Raw genomic sequence first — 19231 nt, forward strand, 5'->3', positions numbered from 1 at the left:
AAGGATTCTCTTTGACATCAATTTTCTCTGGAGGGGGCGTAGGGCACATGAAACCAATTGTGAAACAAGGATTGAAAGAGGAAAAAGACAATCGGGCCGCTGTTTGGAGGCTTGAGGTCGATTATGAACTTGCAACGCTTTTTGAAGCCATGGAAAAAAAGGATGAAACCCAAATCGAGTTGAGCAAGCGCAAACTGGAACGACTCAGAAAAGAATGGATTAGATTATATGGTTGAAACCATAATAAAAACGAACCGTTTGAGAGGTTCGTTTTTATCTGGGCCGCCTGATCATTTGTCATTTTTCTTGATTTTTCCCGGCTAATATCAGTATGCTATGAATAAATCAACAGGTATACATAGAAAAGAGGTAGTGTGATGACAAACTGGAAGGAAATCGACCGCCTGGCGAAAAGCTGGGTGAAAGAAGCTGGTCAGAGAATTCAGCAGTCAATGAAAGAAAAGATGACAATCGAAACGAAATCGAATCCAAATGACCTTGTCACAAACATTGACAAGGAAACAGAGCGTTTTTTCATTGAAAAAATCCAATCGGTTTTTCCGGATCATCATATTCTTGGCGAAGAAGGCCAGGGGGACAAGCTTACATCTTTGGATGGCATCGTTTGGATCATCGATCCGATCGATGGCACGATGAACTTTATTCATCAAAAACGCAATTTTGCGATTTCAATCGGCATTTTTGAAAACGGAAAAGGCAAAATCGGTTTGATTTATGATGTGACTCACGACGAGCTTTATCATGCTTTTCAAGGCGAAGGTGCGTACATGAATGATACAAAGCTCGGCAAGATGAAAGAAGTGCCGCTTGAAGAATCGATTCTGGCCATCAATGCGACATGGATCACCGAGAACAGACGGATCGATCCAAGCGTATTATCTCCGCTTGTCAAGCGCGTCAGAGGGACCCGGTCATACGGTTCAGCGGCTTTGGAACTTGCTTATGTTGCAGCCGGCAGAATGGATGTGTATGTGACGATGAGACTTGCCCCTTGGGATTACGCCGCCGGCTGCATCCTGCTTGATGAAGTCGGCGGAACATATACGACAATTGACGGGAAGCCGCTCAATTTTCTTGAAAACCACAGCATCGTAGCCGGCAATCCGGCAGCTCATCGAGCGATTTTCAACGAATATTTGCCGCATGAATAGCAGGTCTTTCTCTTCTTCCGATTTCGCCTTTTTTGAGGAGCTGGCCGAAGCAAGCCCCGGGTGGACGAAGGAAGAGCTTGACGGAAACAGCCTGGAACGCTATATGAGTGCTTATGCGATGTATAACGGTGAATGGCTCGTGTGGGAAGACAGGGGCCTGCCGGCGGCTCTGAGCTTTCATCTCGAATGGGCGCCTTCTAACGGCAAGCCTTGGCTCGGAACGCTTCTTGTCCATCCCGATTTCCGCCAAAAAGGCCGGGCAAAAGAAGTGATTGAAACGATCGGCAAACGTTTGAAAGAAAAGGGACATAAAGCGTTGTTTGCGGCGGTGCCATATGAAAAGGACGCGTGGCTGAACATGCTCGCCCGTTCGGGATTTGAACAGCTGAAAACGGAAAAAGATAAAGAGGGAAAACGATATTTGATTATGGTGTTGCCCCTTGCTTGATGCTTCAATGAGACTTGTTTGACAACAGGTCTCATTTTTTTATGATTTTTTGAAACATAATGCTACTTCGTTTGTCTATGATGATGAGGCCTTAATTTGATGTAAAGGAATTGTGGTGGAAATTGATTGAACTATTTAGTGATTATGTGCTCCATTTTGAACGTTATTTTATTTTAAGCAGGCAGAGCATGCTTGTCATTCAGTGGTGTTTGACAGGCCTTGCCCTTCTGTATGTCGTGTCATTTCATCCGAAAGTGAGCAGGCGGCGCCTCTTTTTTTACGCAGGCATCGCGCTCAGGCTGATTTTGGTAGGCGCCCTTTCGTTTGAATTGGCTCACCAAATGAAAGCCGCTGAGTTTTCAAACCTGTACATAGAAGAACAAGATGCGCTCCTGCCTTTTATGCAGTTTTTGCTGTTCGGCTATATTTTGCTTGTCTCATTTCATTATATGATGACACTCGCAGAAAAAGGGGGCAAGGGGCTGTTTTTTGCATTTGACATTGCGGTGATGACGATGCCGTTTTTCCAATCGCTGTTCGGCTCTGCTGTCTATTTAAAGGAAAACGGGGCTGATCTCGAACAATTGCTGCTTGTATTGGTGCTGCTCATCGGGGTTCCGGGGCTGATGATCTGCTTGTTTTTTCAGCTTTATTGGAAAAGAAACCGTTACGTTCTCCTTTCGATTTTTTACATTGTGACAATCGGCGGTTTCTTCATCAAAAAGCTCGGCTACGAATTTTTTCCGCTGAACGTATTTCTGACCATGCTCGGTTTTCTTATGACATATCACTTGCTGAATGGCTCGAGAAAGCCTTTTTTGATGGTGAAGCGTGTTTTAGCCGCGGGCACCGCCTTATTTTTCACACTACTTCTTAACCCTTTTTACAATTTGGCAGATGCCGCTTTTACAATCTCACACCCTGAGGTTTCAGACGTGGTTGATGCCAATTTTCAACCTGTTTCGGTTAAAGAAGCGAAGCAGACTGTCAGCTCGTTTTTTCCGACGGACAGCTTGATCTATTTGTCAGCCACCAACCAGGATTTTCACAACGTTTATCATTTTAAAACGAAGGATTACGAGGCGTACGTTGACGGTTGGACGGGGGTGATCACCAATTATTACAATCAAAAAGAGCCTAGCGGGAATATCCTGTCCGATCAGGCGTATATCAAGCGGTCGAAGCAATTTCTGCGGGAACACGGCCGCGAACTTGACAAACAAATCAAGGCAAAAGTAAGCCGTGATGACGACGAAGCTACTGTTGAATTTTACCGTGAAGGCCAGGATCCTGAATTAAGCACAATGGGGTTTACTTGGAGGAAGGAAACACTGATAGGTTTTTCCGAGGACACGTCTGTTTACAACTTAGAAAGCGTGAAACAAGCCCGCGTTTCTGGTCAGGATATCGAGCGGGGTGTTGAAGCGGTCTATCGTAAGCTGGGTATACCCGTCTCAGCTTATCAGCTGACAGATATTGATTTATTATTTCCATCCAGCCTCAACTCGGCATCCATAAACGTGAAGACAAGCGACGGAACGGAGATGGCGTTCCATCCTGTAACAGGTGCATTAACGGCTATTACGTTCACATCTGAAAGCGCCTTGCCTTATCGCGGACAAGAGCTCGAAAAACGCTTGCTTTCATTATTTGATCAAGACCTTTCTCAGCTGAAAAGGGTGGAGTTAGAAAAGGATCTGATAGAATTTCAGAAAAAAGAAAGCGATGCTGTATTAAATACGAGCTGGACCATGACGAAACATGAAGAGGGAGCTTATCTGACGGTGAGAAAGGACTTTCGCAAAGCGGATGAAAAGCCCCCCTACACATATGCAGACGGGGAAAAGGCTTTTCGGAAAGTGTCTGAACACTATCAAAAAGGGTTGGTTTATTATAAACGGACGAAGCTTGTGATTGTTTCAGACGGGGATCAAAAGAGCCGGTATGCGTGGCTTGTCATCATCCAGCCGTTCGGCTCAAACGAACATGATGCATACTTGGTTGATGCCGTAACAAATGAGGTGAAACAATTTGATGACAAGTGAAGAAAAAAAAGCGGTGTTTCTTGATTTGTATGAGCTCTATCAAGAAGGTGAACTGGAAGAGGAAACCGTGATCTGGATGAAAGAGCATGAGCAGCTTTTTCAAGGCCAGGCTGAAGCGGCAGCAGTCGAGAATAGAACGCTTCCCGGCATACAAAAGGCAGATGATCGTCAGCAGCTCCGTCATATCATGGTTTTTGTTTACTCGTTGTATGGTGCTTTCCTGCTCCTTTCGATTTGGATGACGGTGTGGTTTTTTTTCTAAATGGCTTCCAATAAAAAACAGACGATTGAAGAACTGTACAGGGAATATTATCATGACATTATGTACTATTTGTACAGGCGAACCCATCAGCTTGAGACGGCGAAAGACCTGGCACAGGATACGTTTCTGAAAGCTTTTGCGGGCCTGGAGTCTTTCAGAGGCCATTCCTCGATCAAAACATGGCTGTATACGATCGCGCATCATACGTTTATCAACTGGTACAGAAAAGATAAAAAAATCCGGTTTTCCGATGTGACGGCCTGCGGCGACATGGAACAGCACACGTTTGAAATGCCTGAGCGCCATTTGGCAAACGCCATAAGGCAGGAGGAGCTGAAACATCACATTGACCGGCTGAAAGAACATTACCAGACCGTACTTATTTTAAGAGAGTTTCAGGAGCTTTCCTATGAGGAAATAGCGGAAGTGCTCGATTGGAAACTGTCAAAGGTAAAAACCAATCTTCACCGGGCCCGCCTTGAGCTGAAAAAAAGCTTGGAAGGCAGGGAGGTTTAACAATATGAAATGTCATCTTGTGAGAGATTTACTGCCTCTATACATAGAAGGCGATTGCAGCCGCAAAACGGAACATTTGGTTATGGCGCACATCAAAACGTGTGCAGATTGCCGGGAAATGTATGACATGATGAGGGAACCTGTCAATTTTCATGATGACGACAGATTGCCAACGGAAGCAGGAGAAGCGGAAGAACAAAAATTCAGGAAAGCATACTATCAAAGGCTGATTCTCAAAGGGGCAGCGCTTTTTGGCGGAGGCTACTTGCTGATGCTTTTGATTTATTTATTCTTTTTATAAGAACTGGCGGGCAACCTGCCGCCAGTTTTTTTGGAATTTAATAATCAAAAGCCCCTTCAGCCGGAAGGGGCTCTTTTTTATTCAAGCAGGCCTTTTTCGCGCATTCTTTTTTTGAGAGTAAAACCGCTCCCCATAATGACGATCAGAATTGCGACGGCAATTGCGACGCCGGCAGCGCTTTTTTCGGCGACTGCAACGCCGATCATCATGATGCTGATCACTGCAGCAAGTGCGAATAATAAGAATATCCATTTGATTTGTTTCACTGTTTTTCCCATCCCCTTAGTATGAAGTCTACTGTTAGTTTACAGAAAATCGTGCTGAATAGAAAGGGTCAACCGAATCTGGAAATTTGAAACAAATTGAAATAACTTCGTTCGTCAGTTATAATATGAAAGATTATCTAAATTTTTTAGGAGATGAAAATGTGAAACTTCGAGAAGATCTTCGCAATATCGCTATTATCGCCCACGTTGACCATGGAAAAACGACGCTTGTGGATCAGCTCCTCCATCAGGCTGGCACATTCCGTGCAAATGAAAACGTGGCGGAGCGCGCCATGGATTCCAATGACTTGGAAAGAGAGCGCGGCATTACGATTTTAGCGAAAAATACAGCGATTAACTATAAAGATACACGGATTAATATTTTGGATACTCCGGGACACGCAGATTTCGGCGGGGAAGTTGAGCGGATCATGAAAATGGTCGACGGCGTTCTGCTTGTTGTTGACGCTTATGAAGGCTGCATGCCGCAAACCCGCTTTGTGCTGAAAAAAGCACTTGAGCAAAACTTGACGCCAATCGTTGTTGTCAATAAGATCGACCGCGATTTTGCCCGGCCTGAAGAGGTCGTTGACGAAGTGCTTGATTTGTTTATCGAGCTTGATGCCAATGAAGAACAGCTTGAATTCCCGGTTGTTTACGCTTCTGCGATCAACGGCACCGCTTCAGCTGATCCGAAGCAGCAGGATGAAAATATGGAAGCTTTATTCGAAGCGATTGTCAACCATATTCCTTGTCCTGTCGATAACCATGAGGAGCCTTTGCAGTTCCAGGTCGCTCTGCTTGACTACAATGATTATGTCGGCCGTATCGGAATCGGACGCGTGTTCAGAGGAACGATGAAGGTCGGACAGCAAGTTGCTTTAATGAAGCTTGACGGTTCTATCAAGCCGTTCCGCGTAACGAAAATCTTCGGTTTCCAGGGCTTGAAAAGGGTCGAAATTGAAGAAGCGAAAGCCGGCGACCTTGTCGCGGTATCAGGAATGGAAGACATCAATGTCGGAGAGACCGTCTGCCCGATTGAGCATCAAGAGGCGCTTCCGGTTCTGCGCATTGACGAGCCGACGCTTCAAATGACGTTCGCGGTTAACAACAGTCCTTTTGCCGGTCGCGAAGGAAAATATGTCACGGCCAGGAAGATTGAAGAGCGCCTTGAACAGCAACTTCAGACAGATGTCAGCCTTCGAGTCGATCCGACGCCATCTCCTGACGCCTGGGTCGTATCCGGTCGCGGTGAGCTGCATTTGTCGATTTTAATCGAAAACATGCGCCGTGAAGGCTTTGAACTGCAAGTATCGAAGCCGGAAGTCATCATTAAAGAAATCGACGGCGTTCGCTGTGAGCCTGTTGAACGTGTGCAAATCGATGTGCCTGAAGAGCATACCGGATCTGTAATGGAATCAATGGGCGCGCGCAAAGGTGAAATGATCGACATGATCAATAACGGAAACGGGCAGGTCCGCCTGATTTTCAACGTTCCTTCACGCGGATTAATCGGCTACTCAACCGAATTCCTTTCCCTTACACGCGGTTTCGGGATTTTAAACCATACGTTTGACAGCTATCAGCCTGTTGAGCCTGGGCAAGTCGGCGGACGCCGCCAAGGTGTGCTTGTTTCAATGGATACCGGGAAAGCTTCAGCTTACGGCATTCAAGGCGTTGAAGAACGCGGCGTGATTTTTGTCGAGCCGGGCACAGAAGTATATGAAGGTATGATCGTCGGCGAGCACAACCGTGAAAACGACCTTGTCGTCAACATCAATAAAATGAAGCAGCAGACAAACGTGCGCTCAGCGACGAAAGATCAGACGGTCAGCATGAAAAAACCGCGTATCATGTCGCTTGAAGAATCGCTTGAATACTTGAACGAGGATGAGTACTGCGAAGTCACGCCTGAATCCATCAGATTGAGAAAGAAAATTCTCGACAAAAACGAACGCGAAAAAGCAGCGAAAAAGAAAAAGCTGGCAGGATTGTCGTAACATTTGCAGAACCTAAAAAAAGAGCAACCCAACTAAGCAAAGGGGAGGGGAATCTTTTTGACTGATGTAAGTGAACGGCTGTCGTTTTTTGCCGCTCTTTATAAAGTGGACCAGAATCCTGAGGCGGGAATGTGGTGGCTTTATGCCACCATCTTCGTCCTGTCTGCGGTCGTCTTTAAACTGGGGTTCGCCAAACGGCTGCCGCTGTTGAAAACGGCGATCATTTACTTTTTTCTGGCGCTAGGCTGTACGTTTTTAACTTTTTTCGGCGTTTTTCTGCCGGTTGGAGAAGGGCTGATCGTAGCCGTTTTAATCCTTTCGATTTACAAAATCCGTCTGCACCGTTCGAAAAAAGAGCAGACGGGGGCGAATACGTAGAAAAGACATAGCCAAAGAAGGCTATGTCTTTTCTGTATCCGCCAGAAAATCCGCTGTTAATAAGTCCCGAAACAAAGCCCTGGCAAAAAGAATCTCATCTGCTGAATACCGGCTTAAAAATCGTTTAAACCTTTGTTCGATTTTTTCGTGCTCACGCTGGTGAAGGTGATGAATACTTCTCCCTTTATGGCTTAAGCGGAAGTAGATTTCTTTTTTATTGTCGCTGAGCTGTGTCTTGCTGACGAGGCCTTTTTCGGTCAGCTTTGCGGTGATCCTTGAGACCGTCGCTTTTGAAAATCCCATCTTCTCGGAAATCGAGGTGACGTTGATCGGTTCGTGGTCGCCAATGCAGCTGATCGTATGGATGTCAGACATGTTGAGTTTCAGTTCAGCTCCGAATTCGCGTTCCATCTTTTTCATTTCAGCGGAGATGTGCTCTTTCATGACGGTTTCTTGCTGCTCTTGCTGATGAATGAGCCTGATGTACAGATCGAATATTTCTTGTTTTGCGTGTGTTAAATGCTCCATGCAGAAAATCGGCTCCTTTAATCGATGTTTCTGCTTTGATTATATCATTTTGTTGCGCATGAAACAAAATGATTAAACAGACTGAATGTGAGAGTTCCCGCACCAGCGGTGGATACCATCGGCAATCAATTGCTCCGCGTTTTCCATGGATTCGTCGACAGCCCAGGCCACGTGACCGTCGGGACGGATCAGCGCTGCTTTTACCCCATTCCATTCAGGCCTGCCGTCAATTGCTTTCACTTGTATACGCCGGACGTGAGGAAGGATGGAAAATTCCTTCGTTTCTATCCCGAATGTTGCTAATAAAAAGCGTCCATCACGGAGAAAAGTGTAGAGCCGTTTGACAGTACCATCTGAAAGGGTCAGATCGATATCTGGGAGACGTTTTCCGTTCAGCTCATGTTCAGGCATCTTTTCATCTGCTTCGTATTGCACGCTGAGCGCCGTAATTTGTTCTGCCAGATAGCGATTGACGTCTGAAAATCCGAGAATGCCGGATAATAATTCGCGGAGGTACAGGCCTTCACGTGTAAAATCAAACAGCTTTGTTTGGATTTGTGTATTGACGAGCAGCGCTTCCCCGACAGGGTGTCTTTCATTATGGTAACTGTCAAGCAGCCAGTCGGGGCACCGTCCGTTGATCTTTGCCGCGAGTTTCCAGCCAAGGTTCATCGCGTCCTGAAGCCCGACATTTAAACCTTGCCCTCCCGCGGGAAAATGAATATGCGCGGCATCTCCAGCCAAGAAAATTCTGCCGGAACGGTAATGCTCCGCCAACTTGCTGGCATTTCCGAAGCGGGACATCCAAACCGGGCTGTCCATTCCAAGGTCCGTGCCGCAGATGCGCTTGAGTTCTGTTTTTAATTCTTCCAGTGTGACGGGCTCGTGAAGCAAAGCTTGAGGCATGTGCGGCGCCGTTATGAGGACGCGGAAAATGCCGCCGTCTAAAGGCACGATCACAACGGCACCTTCACGGTTCTCGCAAGTATAAAAATGAGATTCCGGCGGATTTTCAAGCGACACATCACCAAGCATTGCCGTGATATTTGCATCAGTTCCGGAAAAAGCGATGCGCGCCTGTTTGCGAATGATACTTCCGGCTCCGTCAGCACCGACGATATAGGAAGCGGTTAGAAAGGACAGGCCGTCGGGTCCCTGGACGACGAGCTCGGCGGTTTCCTCATGCTCGCGGACAGCGAGAACTTCATGACCGCGAAGGATGCAGACACCGAGATTTCGCGCATGTTCCTCAAGCAGCTTCTCAGTTTCGTATTGGGGGATGAACAATGTAAAATTGGCTTGCGTGTCAAGCGCAGAAAAGTCCAATCCAGTCTTCAGACCGGCAAAATGCCCCGAAGGAATCGGTTTGCCAATTTCCTTAAACTGTTCTCCAAGCCCCCTCATTTCAAGTATCTCGATTGAGCGCGGATGCAGTGTGAGCGCTTTTGAGAATGGAGAAGGCTCTTTCAGCCGTTCGACAATACAGGTCTGGACACCGGCCAAAGCCAGCTCGGAAGCCGTCAGCAGACCGACGGGGCCGCCGCCTGCGATCAGTACATCAAAATCCATGATGAATCACTCCTTTTTTGTTACTCATGAAACAATTTTAAAATACTACAAATGAAAATGTTTATCAACTATAATCTTTAATTTTGTTACTGATGTAACAAAAAAGGCGATAAAAAAGCATGGAGCTTGTCCATGCTTTACGACTTGATCTGCTCTTTATCTTTTCTGTGCGGATATAACTTAAAACGGCCGGTTTTCATCCGGTTTTCGGTTTTGATTTTAATTCGTTCGCTGCATTCATGGCACATATAAGTATGTATCGGCCGGTTTCGGAGACGTTTGGCAATGAGTGTGTCATCATCGATTTTTTCGATTTTGTCACACAATGAACACTTTACCCTCACTTGATTCACCTCGCTTACGATTCATTATACCTTAATCAATCGGACAAATAAATTTTCTCCTTTAGAAAAAAGGAAAAAGCCTGTGCCGTCAAGAAAACAGTGGCACAGGCTTTTAAAAGTTATGGCTGCCGATTTTTCATATGCTTGTTCGATTGCTTATTTTGCTCCTTTTCAAGCTGTTTCTGGTTTCTGTCATTCAGCTGGTCGTTGTTGGATTTTGTAGGATTTGTTTGCTGATTGTCTGTTGCGTCGTTCGGCACTTCAGGAAGGACGCGCCCGACGATGGCTGCCAGCTCGTCGAGAATCCCTTTGACAGGACGTCCCGCTTGAATTTCCCTGCCCATTGCCCGCAGGCGGTTGACGGTGTCGGGATCTGCGACAACGGCGGCGTTTGCTCCGTAAGGGTCATTCTGCAGCGCTTCAGCCACGGAATACTTAATAGATTCGACTTTGCTGCGCTCCAAATTGTCTTTCACATCAATTCCGACGACGGCTAGCCTGCCGAGCACGACGGCGGTCGCATCATTGACACCCGGAACGCTTTCAGTGATCTTCACAAGGCGCCGCGAGATGGCTTGCCCGTCTTTACGGTTCACCGGCTCTTGGGAGCTGTTTTTTACTTGAATCGGTTTGTTGCCGGGAAGCTCGTTCGCTTCATTTCGGGCATTATTTTGAATGCCGCAGGCTGAAAGCAGCATAACGGTTTGAATTAGGATCAAAAAAAAGATTCGCACTTGAGGTTGCCTCCTTAAAAATGCTTTCATTAATTTTTATTGTTGAATTAACCTTCTATCTTTATTCACAAAAACATATATTTTAGCGGGCGCTCCATCAGCTTTTAACCCAATTGAAAAGAAAAGGCTAAAAATCCTGATCAGGAGGCGGAAGATTGAGTAAAATTTATGTGCTGGATACGAATGTGTTATTGCAGGATCCGAATTCAATCTTTTCTTTTGAAGATAACGAGGTTGTCATCCCGGCTGTCGTATTGGAGGAAGTCGACTCAAAGAAACGCTACATGGATGAAATTGGGAGGAATGCAAGGCGCGTATCTAAATTGATAGATGATTTGCGTTTAAAAGGAAGGCTGTATGAAAATGTTCCCCTACCAAACGGAGGAAGCTTGAGAATCGAGCTGAACCATCGCTCTTTTCAGCAGCTTCAAGAAATTTTTATCGAAAAAACAAGCGACAACCGTATTTTAGCCGTAGCGAAAAACCTCAGCCTGGAAGAGGAAACGAAAGAAGACGGCAGGCCGGTTATCCTTGTCAGCAAAGATATGCTGATCCGTGTCAAAGCCGATGCCATCGGCTTGATGTCAGAGGATTTTTTGCACGACAGGGTTGTCGACAATGATGATATATACAGCGGTTATACAGACGTGTACATTCGCCCGGATCAGATGAATTCCTTTTTTGAACATCACGATTTGCCGCTTCACGAAATCAGCAGTGAGATGCTGCGTCCGAACCAGTTTGTTGTCATGAAGGACGCGCTCGGCGGATCATCCTCTGCCGTAGGGATCGTAGATCAAAGCGGAAAAGCCGTTAAAAAGCTTGTTTTCGATCAGGAACAGGTTTGGGGCATACGTTCGCGAAATGTACAGCAGACGATGGCTTTGGAACTTCTTTTAAGACAAGATATTCCGCTTGTCACCCTGATTGGAAAAGCCGGCACAGGAAAAACCCTGCTTGCGTTGGCAGCAGGGCTGCTGCAGACAGAAGACCTGGGGAATTTTAAAAAACTTGTTGTCACAAGGCCGATCGTTCCTGTCGGAAAAGATCTCGGCTATCTTCCGGGTGAAAAAGAAGAAAAACTTCGTCCGTGGGTCCAGCCTATTTTTGATAACCTGGAATACTTGTTCAATGCAAAAAAGCCGGGGGAGCTTGATGATATTTTAGCGGGGATGGGCTCCATTCAAGTCGAAGCCCTCACATATATAAGGGGCAGAAGCATTCCTGACCAATTCATCATCATTGATGAGGCTCAAAATCTGACCAAGCATGAAGTCAAAACGCTTCTGACCCGCGTCGGGGAAGGCAGTAAAATCGTATTGATGGGAGACACCGAACAGATCGACCATCCTTATTTAGATGCGATGAACAACGGCCTGGCCTATGTTGTCGAGCGCTTTAAGGATCAAAAAATTTCCGGAAACGTGAAGCTTTTAAAAGGAGAGCGCTCCCGGCTCGCCAGGCTTGCAGCCGATCTGCTGTAAATAAAAAAACCCGGGCGTTTAACCCGGGTTGCAACTTGCATGGCCCGCGGGCCGGGTTGCCGGCAAGTGCCGATAGCCCGGCCGGGAAAGAGGAGGCGGATTTTTTCATCGCCTCCGGCGCACCCGTTGCAGTGTTGTAGCTTTAAACAATGTGAATTTCTTTTACTCGTTTCACAGGAGTCATCCTGTTTGAACCGTCGGGAAAATAAACGTGTACAGGCCCGTCTTCGCCAAGCGGCTTGCCATTGTTGCTGAAGCAGAGAATCATGCCGCCCGCTTCTTCGATCGGAACGGAAACGTCTTCACCTTCCGTTTTGAAGAGGCATTTGACGGCGGAGCCTGTCACCTCCGCATTTTTTAAAAAAGGTTCAAGCTTGATCCCGAAAGTGCCGTCAAGCAATTTCTCCTTTTCATATTTTTTCTCTGATTTCAGTGTCGGCGGCGATACAGTACCTTCCCTGATTTGCCGTTCCCGGTCAATCACAAGGTCGTCTTCTTCATCTTTTACCTCTCTGAAATCTGAAAAGAACTGATCGAGATCAAATTTTCGGTCATCAAAAATCCAAACGCTCGGATCGAGCGTAATCGAATACTTTACATTTCCTGTGATCGTTACAATGCTCATGTCTCTACCACTCCCTCACAAAAATTATAAGCGCTTTCTTTCAAATTGTCACTTCTCATAACAAAAGCCCTCTCCGGGAAAGATAACAGCAACGACGCTCGGATGGAGGGAAAAAACTTGAATTGCCGGGATAATGAGGAGCTTGAATATTTTGTCACGGAAGCGAAAAAAGTGACGGACAAAGGAAAGGTTGCATCTTACATACCGGCTTTGGCTGAATTATCGGAGGACGATTTATCGGCGGCGGTCTACTTTACGGACGGGACGTGTATATCAGCGGGAGACGTGGAAAAAGCCTTCACTCTGCAAAGCATCTCAAAAGTATTGTCGCTTGCTCTCGTCCTGATCGATCACGGTCCGGAAACAGTGTTTCATTATGTAGGACAAGAGCCGACTGGTGATCCGTTTAACTCCATCATCAAACTTGAAACCGTCAACCCGGGGAAGCCGCTGAATCCGATGATAAATGCCGGAGCATTGGTGGTGACAAGCATGATTAAAGGAGAGACGAATGCCGATAAGATCGGCAGGCTTCTTGATTTTATTAAAAAACTGGCAAATAACCGGAATATTACCTTTTGTGAGAAGGTCGCCGAATCTGAATTTGAAACCTCGATGGTCAACAGGGCGATGTGCTACTACATGAAAGAGCACGGTATTTTTCAGGCTGAGGTTGAGGATGTCATGGATGTGTATACAAAGCAGTGCGCCATTGAAATGAACAGCCTAGACTTGGCGAAAATCGGTTCTGTTTTTGCTTTGAACGGCAAGCATCCCGAAACGGGAGAACAAATCATACCGAAGGATATCGCGAGAATTTGCAAAACATTTATGGTGACATGCGGAATGTATAATGCCAGCGGCGAATTCGCAATCAAAATCGGCATACCCGCCAAAAGCGGGGTTTCAGGGGGAATCATGGGTCTATCCCCATACCGTTTCGGCATCGGCATCTTCGGGCCCTCGCTTGATGAAAAGGGAAACAGCATCGCTGGAATCCGGCTTTTAGAGCTGTTATCGGCGAACTACAGTTTAAGCATTTTTTAAAACGTGAGCGGAAGCTTAAAATGCGAGTCTTTGAAATACGGCGAAAGGACAGAAATAGCTTGCTTTTTTTCGGCTGAGGCTTTATCATAAATAGAAGAATTAGGTACTCGCCTGGGGAACGGAGGGATACTTTTGGCGTCTGAGATTGTAGTCGACCATCGTGAAAAAGCACTTGCCCTGTTAAAACGTGATGCTGATAAAATCTTAAAGCTGATTCAAGTGCAAATGGACAACTTAACGATGCCTCAATGTCCTCTTTATGAAGAGGTTTTAGATACACAAATGTTCGGACTCTCTAGGGAAATTGATTTTGCTGTCCGCCTTGGATTAGTGGATGAAGAAGAGGGTAAAGAACTGCTTTACAGGCTGGAACGTGAATTGTCTGCATTACATGATGCATTTACAAAAAAATAAATGAACACCTCAGAAGAATCTTTCTGTCTGAGTCAGCTTGTCGACGACGTTTCGATAGAAACAAACTGCCGGCAGGCTTTTTTTGTTATGGAATGAGAAAGAAAACGTCCGCTGATGAAGGAATGAATGCTGTTCGTGCCGAATAAACGAAGACGCATGGTATGCCGATAAAAAAATAGAACGGCAGTCTTGGAACAGACGGACTTTTCTTTCAGACGAGATTCGAAGTCTTATGAAAAGGGTATCTTTCGTGCTTTTTAAGAAAGTGTAGTAAAATAACGAAGGAGTTACCACAAACACATTTTGAAGGCAAGTAAGGAAGAGGATAATAATATGATAAAAAGAATGCTCAAATCCTATGATTATTCATTAATCTTCGCTGTATTCCTGCTGTGCGGGTTCGGGCTCGTCATGGTGTACAGCTCAAGCATGATCACAGCCGTGACAAGGTATGGACAAGACAGCAGCTACTTTTTTGACAGGCAGCTGATGTTTTTGGTGCTCGGAACCGTCATATTTTTATGCGCGGCGCTTTTTCCGTATAAGGCTTTTGCCAATCAAAAATTCCAAAAGTTTTTGCTGCTCATTTCCGTTGTCGCTTTGTTCGGGCTGTTCGTTGTCGGACACGTGGCCGGGAATGCCCAAAGCTGGTTCAGGGTTTCGAATTACGGCATCCAGCCGGGGGAGTTTGTCAAGCTGACCGTCATCTTGTATCTTTCTTCCGTCTATGCCAAAAAGCAAAGCTATATTGACAACTTGGGAGCCGGAATCGCCCCTCCCGCGATCATCACGCTTTTCATTTGCGCCCTGGTCGCTGCTCAGCCGGATGTGGGAACGGCCTTTATCATCGCTTTAATCGCTTTGTGCATTATTTTGTGCTCGGGATTCAGCGGCAAAACGCTGTTAAAGCTCGTACTTTTGGCCGGGGCTGTCCTTGTGCTCGTCAGCCCGCTCATTTATTTCAACTGGGACAGCATTTTAACAGAAGGACGGATGAAGCGGTTTGAAAGCTACCAAAACCCGTTTAAAGATGCGGGAGATTCGGGCTTTCAAGTCGTCAATTCCTACTTGGCGATCGGTTCGGGAGGGCTGTTCGGCCTGGGTCTCGGCGAAAGCGTGCAGAAGTATGGATATCTGCCTGAAACGCACACCGATTTCATTATGGCGGTCATCGCCGAGGAGCTCGGCATTTTCGGCGTCCTTTTTGTCGTGCTGCTGCTCGCTTTCATCGTTTTAAAAGGGTTTTATATTGCGAGAAAATGCGACGACCCGTTTGGAAGCCTGCTTGCGATCGGGATATCAAGCATGATCGCCATCCAGTCTTTCGTGAACCTGGGCGGCATATCCGGCTTGATTCCTTTGACAGGGGTGACGCTTCCGTTTATCAGCTATGGAGGGTCATCGCTCATTCTGCTGATGGCAAGCGCGGGGATATTGGTGAACATCAGCATGTTTAATGAATACTTTGACCGGTTCAAACGAAAACAGCCTGTCGTTACTACAAAAACCAAAGAAAATCAATATAAAAAAAGTATAAATTTTTAAAAAACTAAGCGTGTACAATGTCCATCCGATTCATTTAGAATAGATACATACTTAAAACAGCGGATGAGGGGGAACGACATGTCACAACAGTCTATTCAAAAAGTTCTTGTTGCAAACAGAGGGGAAATCGCTATCCGCGTATTTCGCGCCTGCACAGAACTGAATATCCGTACGGTAGCGATCTATTCTAAAGAAGACAGCGGATCATACCACAGATACAAAGCCGATGAAGCATACTTGGTCGGCGAAGGGAAAAAGCCGATTGATGCTTATCTTGATATTGAAGGGATCATCGAGATTGCGAAACGCAACCATGTGGATGCCATCCATCCGGGCTACGGCTTCCTGTCTGAAAACATTCAGTTTGCCAAGCGGTGTGAAGAGGAAGGCATCATCTTTATCGGACCGACCTCCAAGCACCTCGATATGTTTGGAGACAAAGTAAAAGCCCGTGAACAAGCTGAAAAAGCAGGAATTCCCGTCATACCGGGGAGCGACGGCCCAGTGGCTGATATCGCGGAGGTCAAACAATTTGCGGAGGAGTTCGGATATCCGTTTATCATCAAAGCGTCGCTTGGCGGCGGCGGCCGCGGCATGCGGATCGTCAGAGACGAATCGGAGCTGGAGGAATCCTATAACAGGGCAAAATCAGAGGCGAAAGCCGCTTTTGGCAATGATGAAGTGTATGTCGAAAAGCTGATCGAAAAGCCGAAGCACATTGAAGTTCAAGTCATCGGAGATAAAGAAGGTAACGTGGTTCACCTTTACGACCGTGACTGCTCTGTGCAAAGGCGTCATCAAAAGGTTATCGAAATAGCGCCGAGCGTTTCGCTTTCTGAGTCCCTCCGGGAAAAGATTTGCGATGCTGCCGTTAAGCTTGCGAAGAATGTTGATTATGTCAATGCCGGAACGGTTGAATTTTTAGTTGCGAACGATGAGTTTTTCTTTATTGAAGTCAACCCGCGTGTTCAGGTGGAGCACACCATTACGGAAATGGTGACGGGTGTCGATATCGTTCAGACACAAATCCTGATTGCTGCCGGACTCAGTCTAGGCAGCAGCGAAATCAGCATTCCGAACCAGGATGCCATCACGCTGCACGGATATGCGATCCAGTCAAGGGTTACGACTGAAGACCCGTCAAACAATTTCATGCCTGACACAGGCAAAATCATGGCATATCGCTCAGGCGGCGGTTTCGGGGTGAGGCTTGATACCGGAAACAGTTTTCAGGGCGCTGTCATTACGCCTTATTATGACTCGCTGCTTGTTAAGCTTTCAACCTGGGCTCTGACGTTTGAACAGGCGGCGGCCAAAATGGTCCGCAACCTACAGGAATTCAGGATCAGGGGAATCAAAACGAATATTCCTTTCCTTGAAAACGTGGCGAAACACGAAAAATTTCTCACAGGGCAATACGACACGTCTTTTATTGATACAACGCCGGAACTCTTTGTCTTTCCTAAGCAGAGAGACCGCGGAACAAAAATGCTGACGTATATCGGGAACGTAACGGTCAACGGCTTCCCGGGCATTGATAAAAAGAAGAAGCCGGAGTTCGACAAACCCCAGATCGTCAAAACGGATGTCGATCAGCCGATCGCGAGCGGAACAAAACAGATTCTTGATGAACGCGGAGCTGAAGGGCTCGTCAAATGGGTGAAAGATCAAGAGGAAGTGCTTCTCACTGATACGACGTTCCGCGATGCCCATCAGTCACTGCTTGCGACAAGATTCAGAACGCATGATTTGGAGAAAATCGCCAATCCGACAGCTGCGCTCTGGCCTGAGCTTTTCAGCCTTGAAATGTGGGGCGGCGCCACTTTTGATGTCGCTTACCGTTTCTTGAAAGAAGACCCGTGGAAAAGGCTTGAGAAGCTGCGGAAGGAAATTCCGAATACGATGTTTCAAATGCTGTTGAGATCTTCGAATGCCGTCGGGTATACAAACTACCCTGACAACCTGATTAAAAAGTTTGTCAGCGAATCCGCTGCGGCCGGAATCGATGTATTCCGCATTTTTGACAGCTTGAACTGGGTTAAAGGGATGACGCTCGCCATTGATGCAGTGCGCGAGTCGGGCAAACTTGCCGAAGCCGCGATCTGCTATACCGGAGACATTCTCGATCCGAACAGAACAAAATATAACCTTGAATATTATACGTCAATGGCAAAAGAGCTTGAATCAGCGGGGGCGCATATTCTCGGCATTAAAGATATGGCCGGCCTGCTGAGACCTCAAGCAGCATACGAACTGGTGTCAGCTTTGAAAGAGACGATCGATATTCCGATCCACTTGCATACACACGACACGAGCGGCAACGGTATTTTTATGTACGCGAAGGCGATAGAAGCAGGCGTCGACATCGTCGACGTAGCGGTCAGCTCTATGGCGGGCCTGACATCACAGCCAAGCGCAAGCTCGCTTTATCATGCGCTTGAAGGCGATAAACGCCGTCCGCAGCTGAATGTCGATGCGGTAGAGTCGCTGTCTCAATATTGGGAGTCTGTCAGAAAATACTACAGCGAGTTTGAGAGCGGCATGAACGCGCCTCATACCGAAATTTACAAGCATGAAATGCCTGGCGGCCAATACAGCAACCTTCAGCAGCAGGCTAAGGGAGTCGGCCTCGGTGATCGCTGGAATGAAGTGAAAGAAATGTACAGCCGGGTCAACCACCTGTTCGGGGACATCGTAAAGGTTACGCCGTCATCTAAAGTCGTCGGGGATATGGCACTTTACATGGTGCAAAATAACCTGACGGAAGATGATATTTACGAAAGAGGAGAATCACTCGATTTTCCTGACTCAGTAGTCGAGCTTTTTAAAGGGTATATCGGCCAGCCTCACGGCGGATTCCCTGAGAAATTGCAAAAGCTGATTTTGAAAGGGCAGGAGCCGATTACAGTGCGCCCTGGAGAACTTCTCGAACCCGTTTCGTTTGACGATATAAAAGCGGAGTTTAAGGAAACGCATGATCTGGAGCTTTCCGATCAGGATGCTGTTGCATATGCGCTTTATCCGAAAGTGTTTACCGAGTATGTTAAGACAGCGGAACTGTACGGGGACATCTCAGTGCTTGATACACCGACCTTCTTCTACGGCATGACGCTCGGCGAAGAAATCGAAGTCGAGATCGAAAGAGGGAAAACGCTGATCGTCAAACTTGTCTCTATCGGCGAACCGCGTCCTGATGCAACGAGAGTCGTCTACTTTGAACTGAACGGCCAGCCTCGCGAAGTGGTCATTAAAGACGAAAGCATTAAATCGTCCGTTCATCAAAAGGTGAAAGCCGACCGTTCAAACCCGAATCATATCGCGGCGTCCATGCCGGGAACGGTGATTAAGCTTCTTGTAAGCAAAGGGGACCAAGTGAAGAAGGGCGATCATTTAATGATCAATGAAGCAATGAAAATGGAAACGACCGTTCAGGCTCCGTTTTCAGGAACTGTTGAAAACATTCATGTGACAAACGGAGAAGCCATTCAAACCGGCGACCTCCTCATTGAGCTGAAAAAATAAAAGTGCGGCCGCTGACTTTTGTCGGCGGCCT

The 19231-nt window shown here is 46.7% G+C and carries 20 protein-coding genes; 14 read left to right on the top strand and 6 right to left on the bottom strand.

All coding sequences use genetic code 11. The features are described 5' to 3' along the window. The first annotated feature begins 47 nt into the window (after window positions 1-47). The 7 genes from M1D67_RS08500 (at window position 48) to M1D67_RS08530 (ending at window position 4744) form a co-directional block, all read left to right on the top strand. A complete protein-coding gene (locus M1D67_RS08500) occupies window positions 48-236 on the top strand; it encodes a hypothetical protein (RefSeq protein ID WP_020451253.1) in 189 nt (62 codons plus the stop codon). Between the two features lie 141 nt (window positions 237-377). Beyond that, window positions 378-1172: an inositol monophosphatase family protein gene (locus M1D67_RS08505; protein ID WP_020451254.1), complete on the top strand. Its 795-nt coding sequence runs from the start codon at window positions 378-380 to the stop codon at window positions 1170-1172. Further along, on the top strand, window positions 1165-1620 hold the full coding sequence (locus M1D67_RS08510) for a GNAT family N-acetyltransferase (RefSeq protein WP_105978948.1): 456 nt from the start codon (window positions 1165-1167) through the stop codon (window positions 1618-1620). Before M1D67_RS08505 ends, M1D67_RS08510 begins: the two co-directional genes overlap by 8 nt. Window positions 1621-1742: 122 nt before the next feature. Next, complete coding sequence (locus M1D67_RS08515; RefSeq protein ID WP_479831772.1) at window positions 1743-3665, top strand: hypothetical protein; 1923 nt, start codon at window positions 1743-1745, stop codon at window positions 3663-3665. Continuing rightward, window positions 3655-3927, top strand: coding sequence for a hypothetical protein (locus M1D67_RS08520; protein WP_149169442.1), 273 nt, complete (start codon window positions 3655-3657; stop codon window positions 3925-3927). Before M1D67_RS08515 ends, M1D67_RS08520 begins: the two co-directional genes overlap by 11 nt. Next, window positions 3928-4443: a sigma-70 family RNA polymerase sigma factor gene (locus M1D67_RS08525; protein WP_020451258.1), complete on the top strand. Its 516-nt coding sequence runs from the start codon at window positions 3928-3930 to the stop codon at window positions 4441-4443. A gap of 4 nt (window positions 4444-4447) precedes the next feature. Beyond that, entirely contained in the window at window positions 4448-4744 is a 297-nt protein-coding gene (locus tag M1D67_RS08530; RefSeq protein WP_020451259.1) for an anti-sigma factor family protein, read from the top strand. Between the two features lie 77 nt (window positions 4745-4821). On the opposite strand, the gene M1D67_RS08535 is transcribed toward M1D67_RS08530, so the two are convergent. Continuing rightward, complete coding sequence (locus M1D67_RS08535; RefSeq protein ID WP_020451261.1) at window positions 4822-5010, bottom strand: YlaF family protein; 189 nt, start codon at window positions 5008-5010, stop codon at window positions 4822-4824. A 161-nt stretch (window positions 5011-5171) separates the two neighbouring features. Between M1D67_RS08535 and typA the strand changes: the two genes are divergently transcribed. Both typA and M1D67_RS08545 read left to right on the top strand, forming a co-directional pair. Next, window positions 5172-7010: a translational GTPase TypA gene (typA, locus tag M1D67_RS08540; RefSeq protein WP_020451262.1), complete on the top strand. Its 1839-nt coding sequence runs from the start codon at window positions 5172-5174 to the stop codon at window positions 7008-7010. A gap of 57 nt (window positions 7011-7067) precedes the next feature. Continuing rightward, a complete protein-coding gene (locus M1D67_RS08545; RefSeq protein ID WP_003181448.1) occupies window positions 7068-7388 on the top strand; it encodes a YlaH-like family protein in 321 nt (106 codons plus the stop codon). 21 nt (window positions 7389-7409) lie between these two features. Here the strand turns inward: M1D67_RS08545 and M1D67_RS08550 are convergent, their stop codons facing one another. From M1D67_RS08550 to M1D67_RS08565, 4 genes are all read right to left on the bottom strand, one after another. After that, the gene (locus M1D67_RS08550) at window positions 7410-7916 is read right to left on the bottom strand and encodes a MarR family transcriptional regulator (RefSeq protein WP_479831773.1); all 507 of its coding nucleotides are present in this window, start codon (window positions 7914-7916) and stop codon (window positions 7410-7412) included. A gap of 72 nt (window positions 7917-7988) precedes the next feature. After that, window positions 7989-9485 (bottom strand): monooxygenase, encoded by a 1497-nt coding sequence (locus M1D67_RS08555; RefSeq protein ID WP_216920504.1) that lies wholly within the window; start codon window positions 9483-9485, stop codon window positions 7989-7991. Window positions 9486-9622: 137 nt separating this feature from the next. Next, a complete protein-coding gene (locus M1D67_RS08560; protein ID WP_003181456.1) occupies window positions 9623-9829 on the bottom strand; it encodes a YlaI family protein in 207 nt (68 codons plus the stop codon). 119 nt (window positions 9830-9948) lie between these two features. Continuing rightward, window positions 9949-10563 carry a YhcN/YlaJ family sporulation lipoprotein gene (locus tag M1D67_RS08565; protein ID WP_020451265.1) on the bottom strand — a complete coding sequence of 205 codons (615 nt, stop codon included), beginning with the start codon at window positions 10561-10563 and terminating at the stop codon, window positions 9949-9951. Window positions 10564-10718: 155 nt separating this feature from the next. On the opposite strand from M1D67_RS08565, the gene M1D67_RS08570 reads away from it, so the two are divergent. Beyond that, window positions 10719-12047, top strand: coding sequence for a PhoH family protein (locus M1D67_RS08570; protein ID WP_020451266.1), 1329 nt, complete (start codon window positions 10719-10721; stop codon window positions 12045-12047). 142 nt (window positions 12048-12189) lie between these two features. Here the strand turns inward: M1D67_RS08570 and M1D67_RS08575 are convergent, their stop codons facing one another. Beyond that, window positions 12190-12672: a hypothetical protein gene (locus M1D67_RS08575; protein WP_020451267.1), complete on the bottom strand. Its 483-nt coding sequence runs from the start codon at window positions 12670-12672 to the stop codon at window positions 12190-12192. 102 nt (window positions 12673-12774) lie between these two features. Between M1D67_RS08575 and glsA the strand changes: the two genes are divergently transcribed. The 4 genes from glsA to pyc all read left to right on the top strand — a co-directional run bounded on the left by glsA (window position 12775) and on the right by pyc (window position 19200). After that, on the top strand, window positions 12775-13719 hold the full coding sequence (gene glsA, locus M1D67_RS08580) for a glutaminase A (protein ID WP_371268713.1): 945 nt from the start codon (window positions 12775-12777) through the stop codon (window positions 13717-13719). A 132-nt stretch (window positions 13720-13851) separates the two neighbouring features. Then, window positions 13852-14133: an Fpa/YlaN family protein gene (locus M1D67_RS08585; protein ID WP_003181465.1), complete on the top strand. Its 282-nt coding sequence runs from the start codon at window positions 13852-13854 to the stop codon at window positions 14131-14133. Between the two features lie 333 nt (window positions 14134-14466). After that, the gene (gene ftsW / locus M1D67_RS08590) at window positions 14467-15678 is read left to right on the top strand and encodes a putative lipid II flippase FtsW (protein ID WP_479831774.1); all 1212 of its coding nucleotides are present in this window, start codon (window positions 14467-14469) and stop codon (window positions 15676-15678) included. Window positions 15679-15756: 78 nt separating this feature from the next. Further along, complete coding sequence (gene pyc / locus M1D67_RS08595; RefSeq protein ID WP_020451270.1) at window positions 15757-19200, top strand: pyruvate carboxylase; 3444 nt, start codon at window positions 15757-15759, stop codon at window positions 19198-19200. The last annotated feature ends 31 nt before the right edge of the window (window positions 19201-19231 follow it).

This window comes from Bacillus sp. PK6-025 (genome assembly GCF_056530265.1).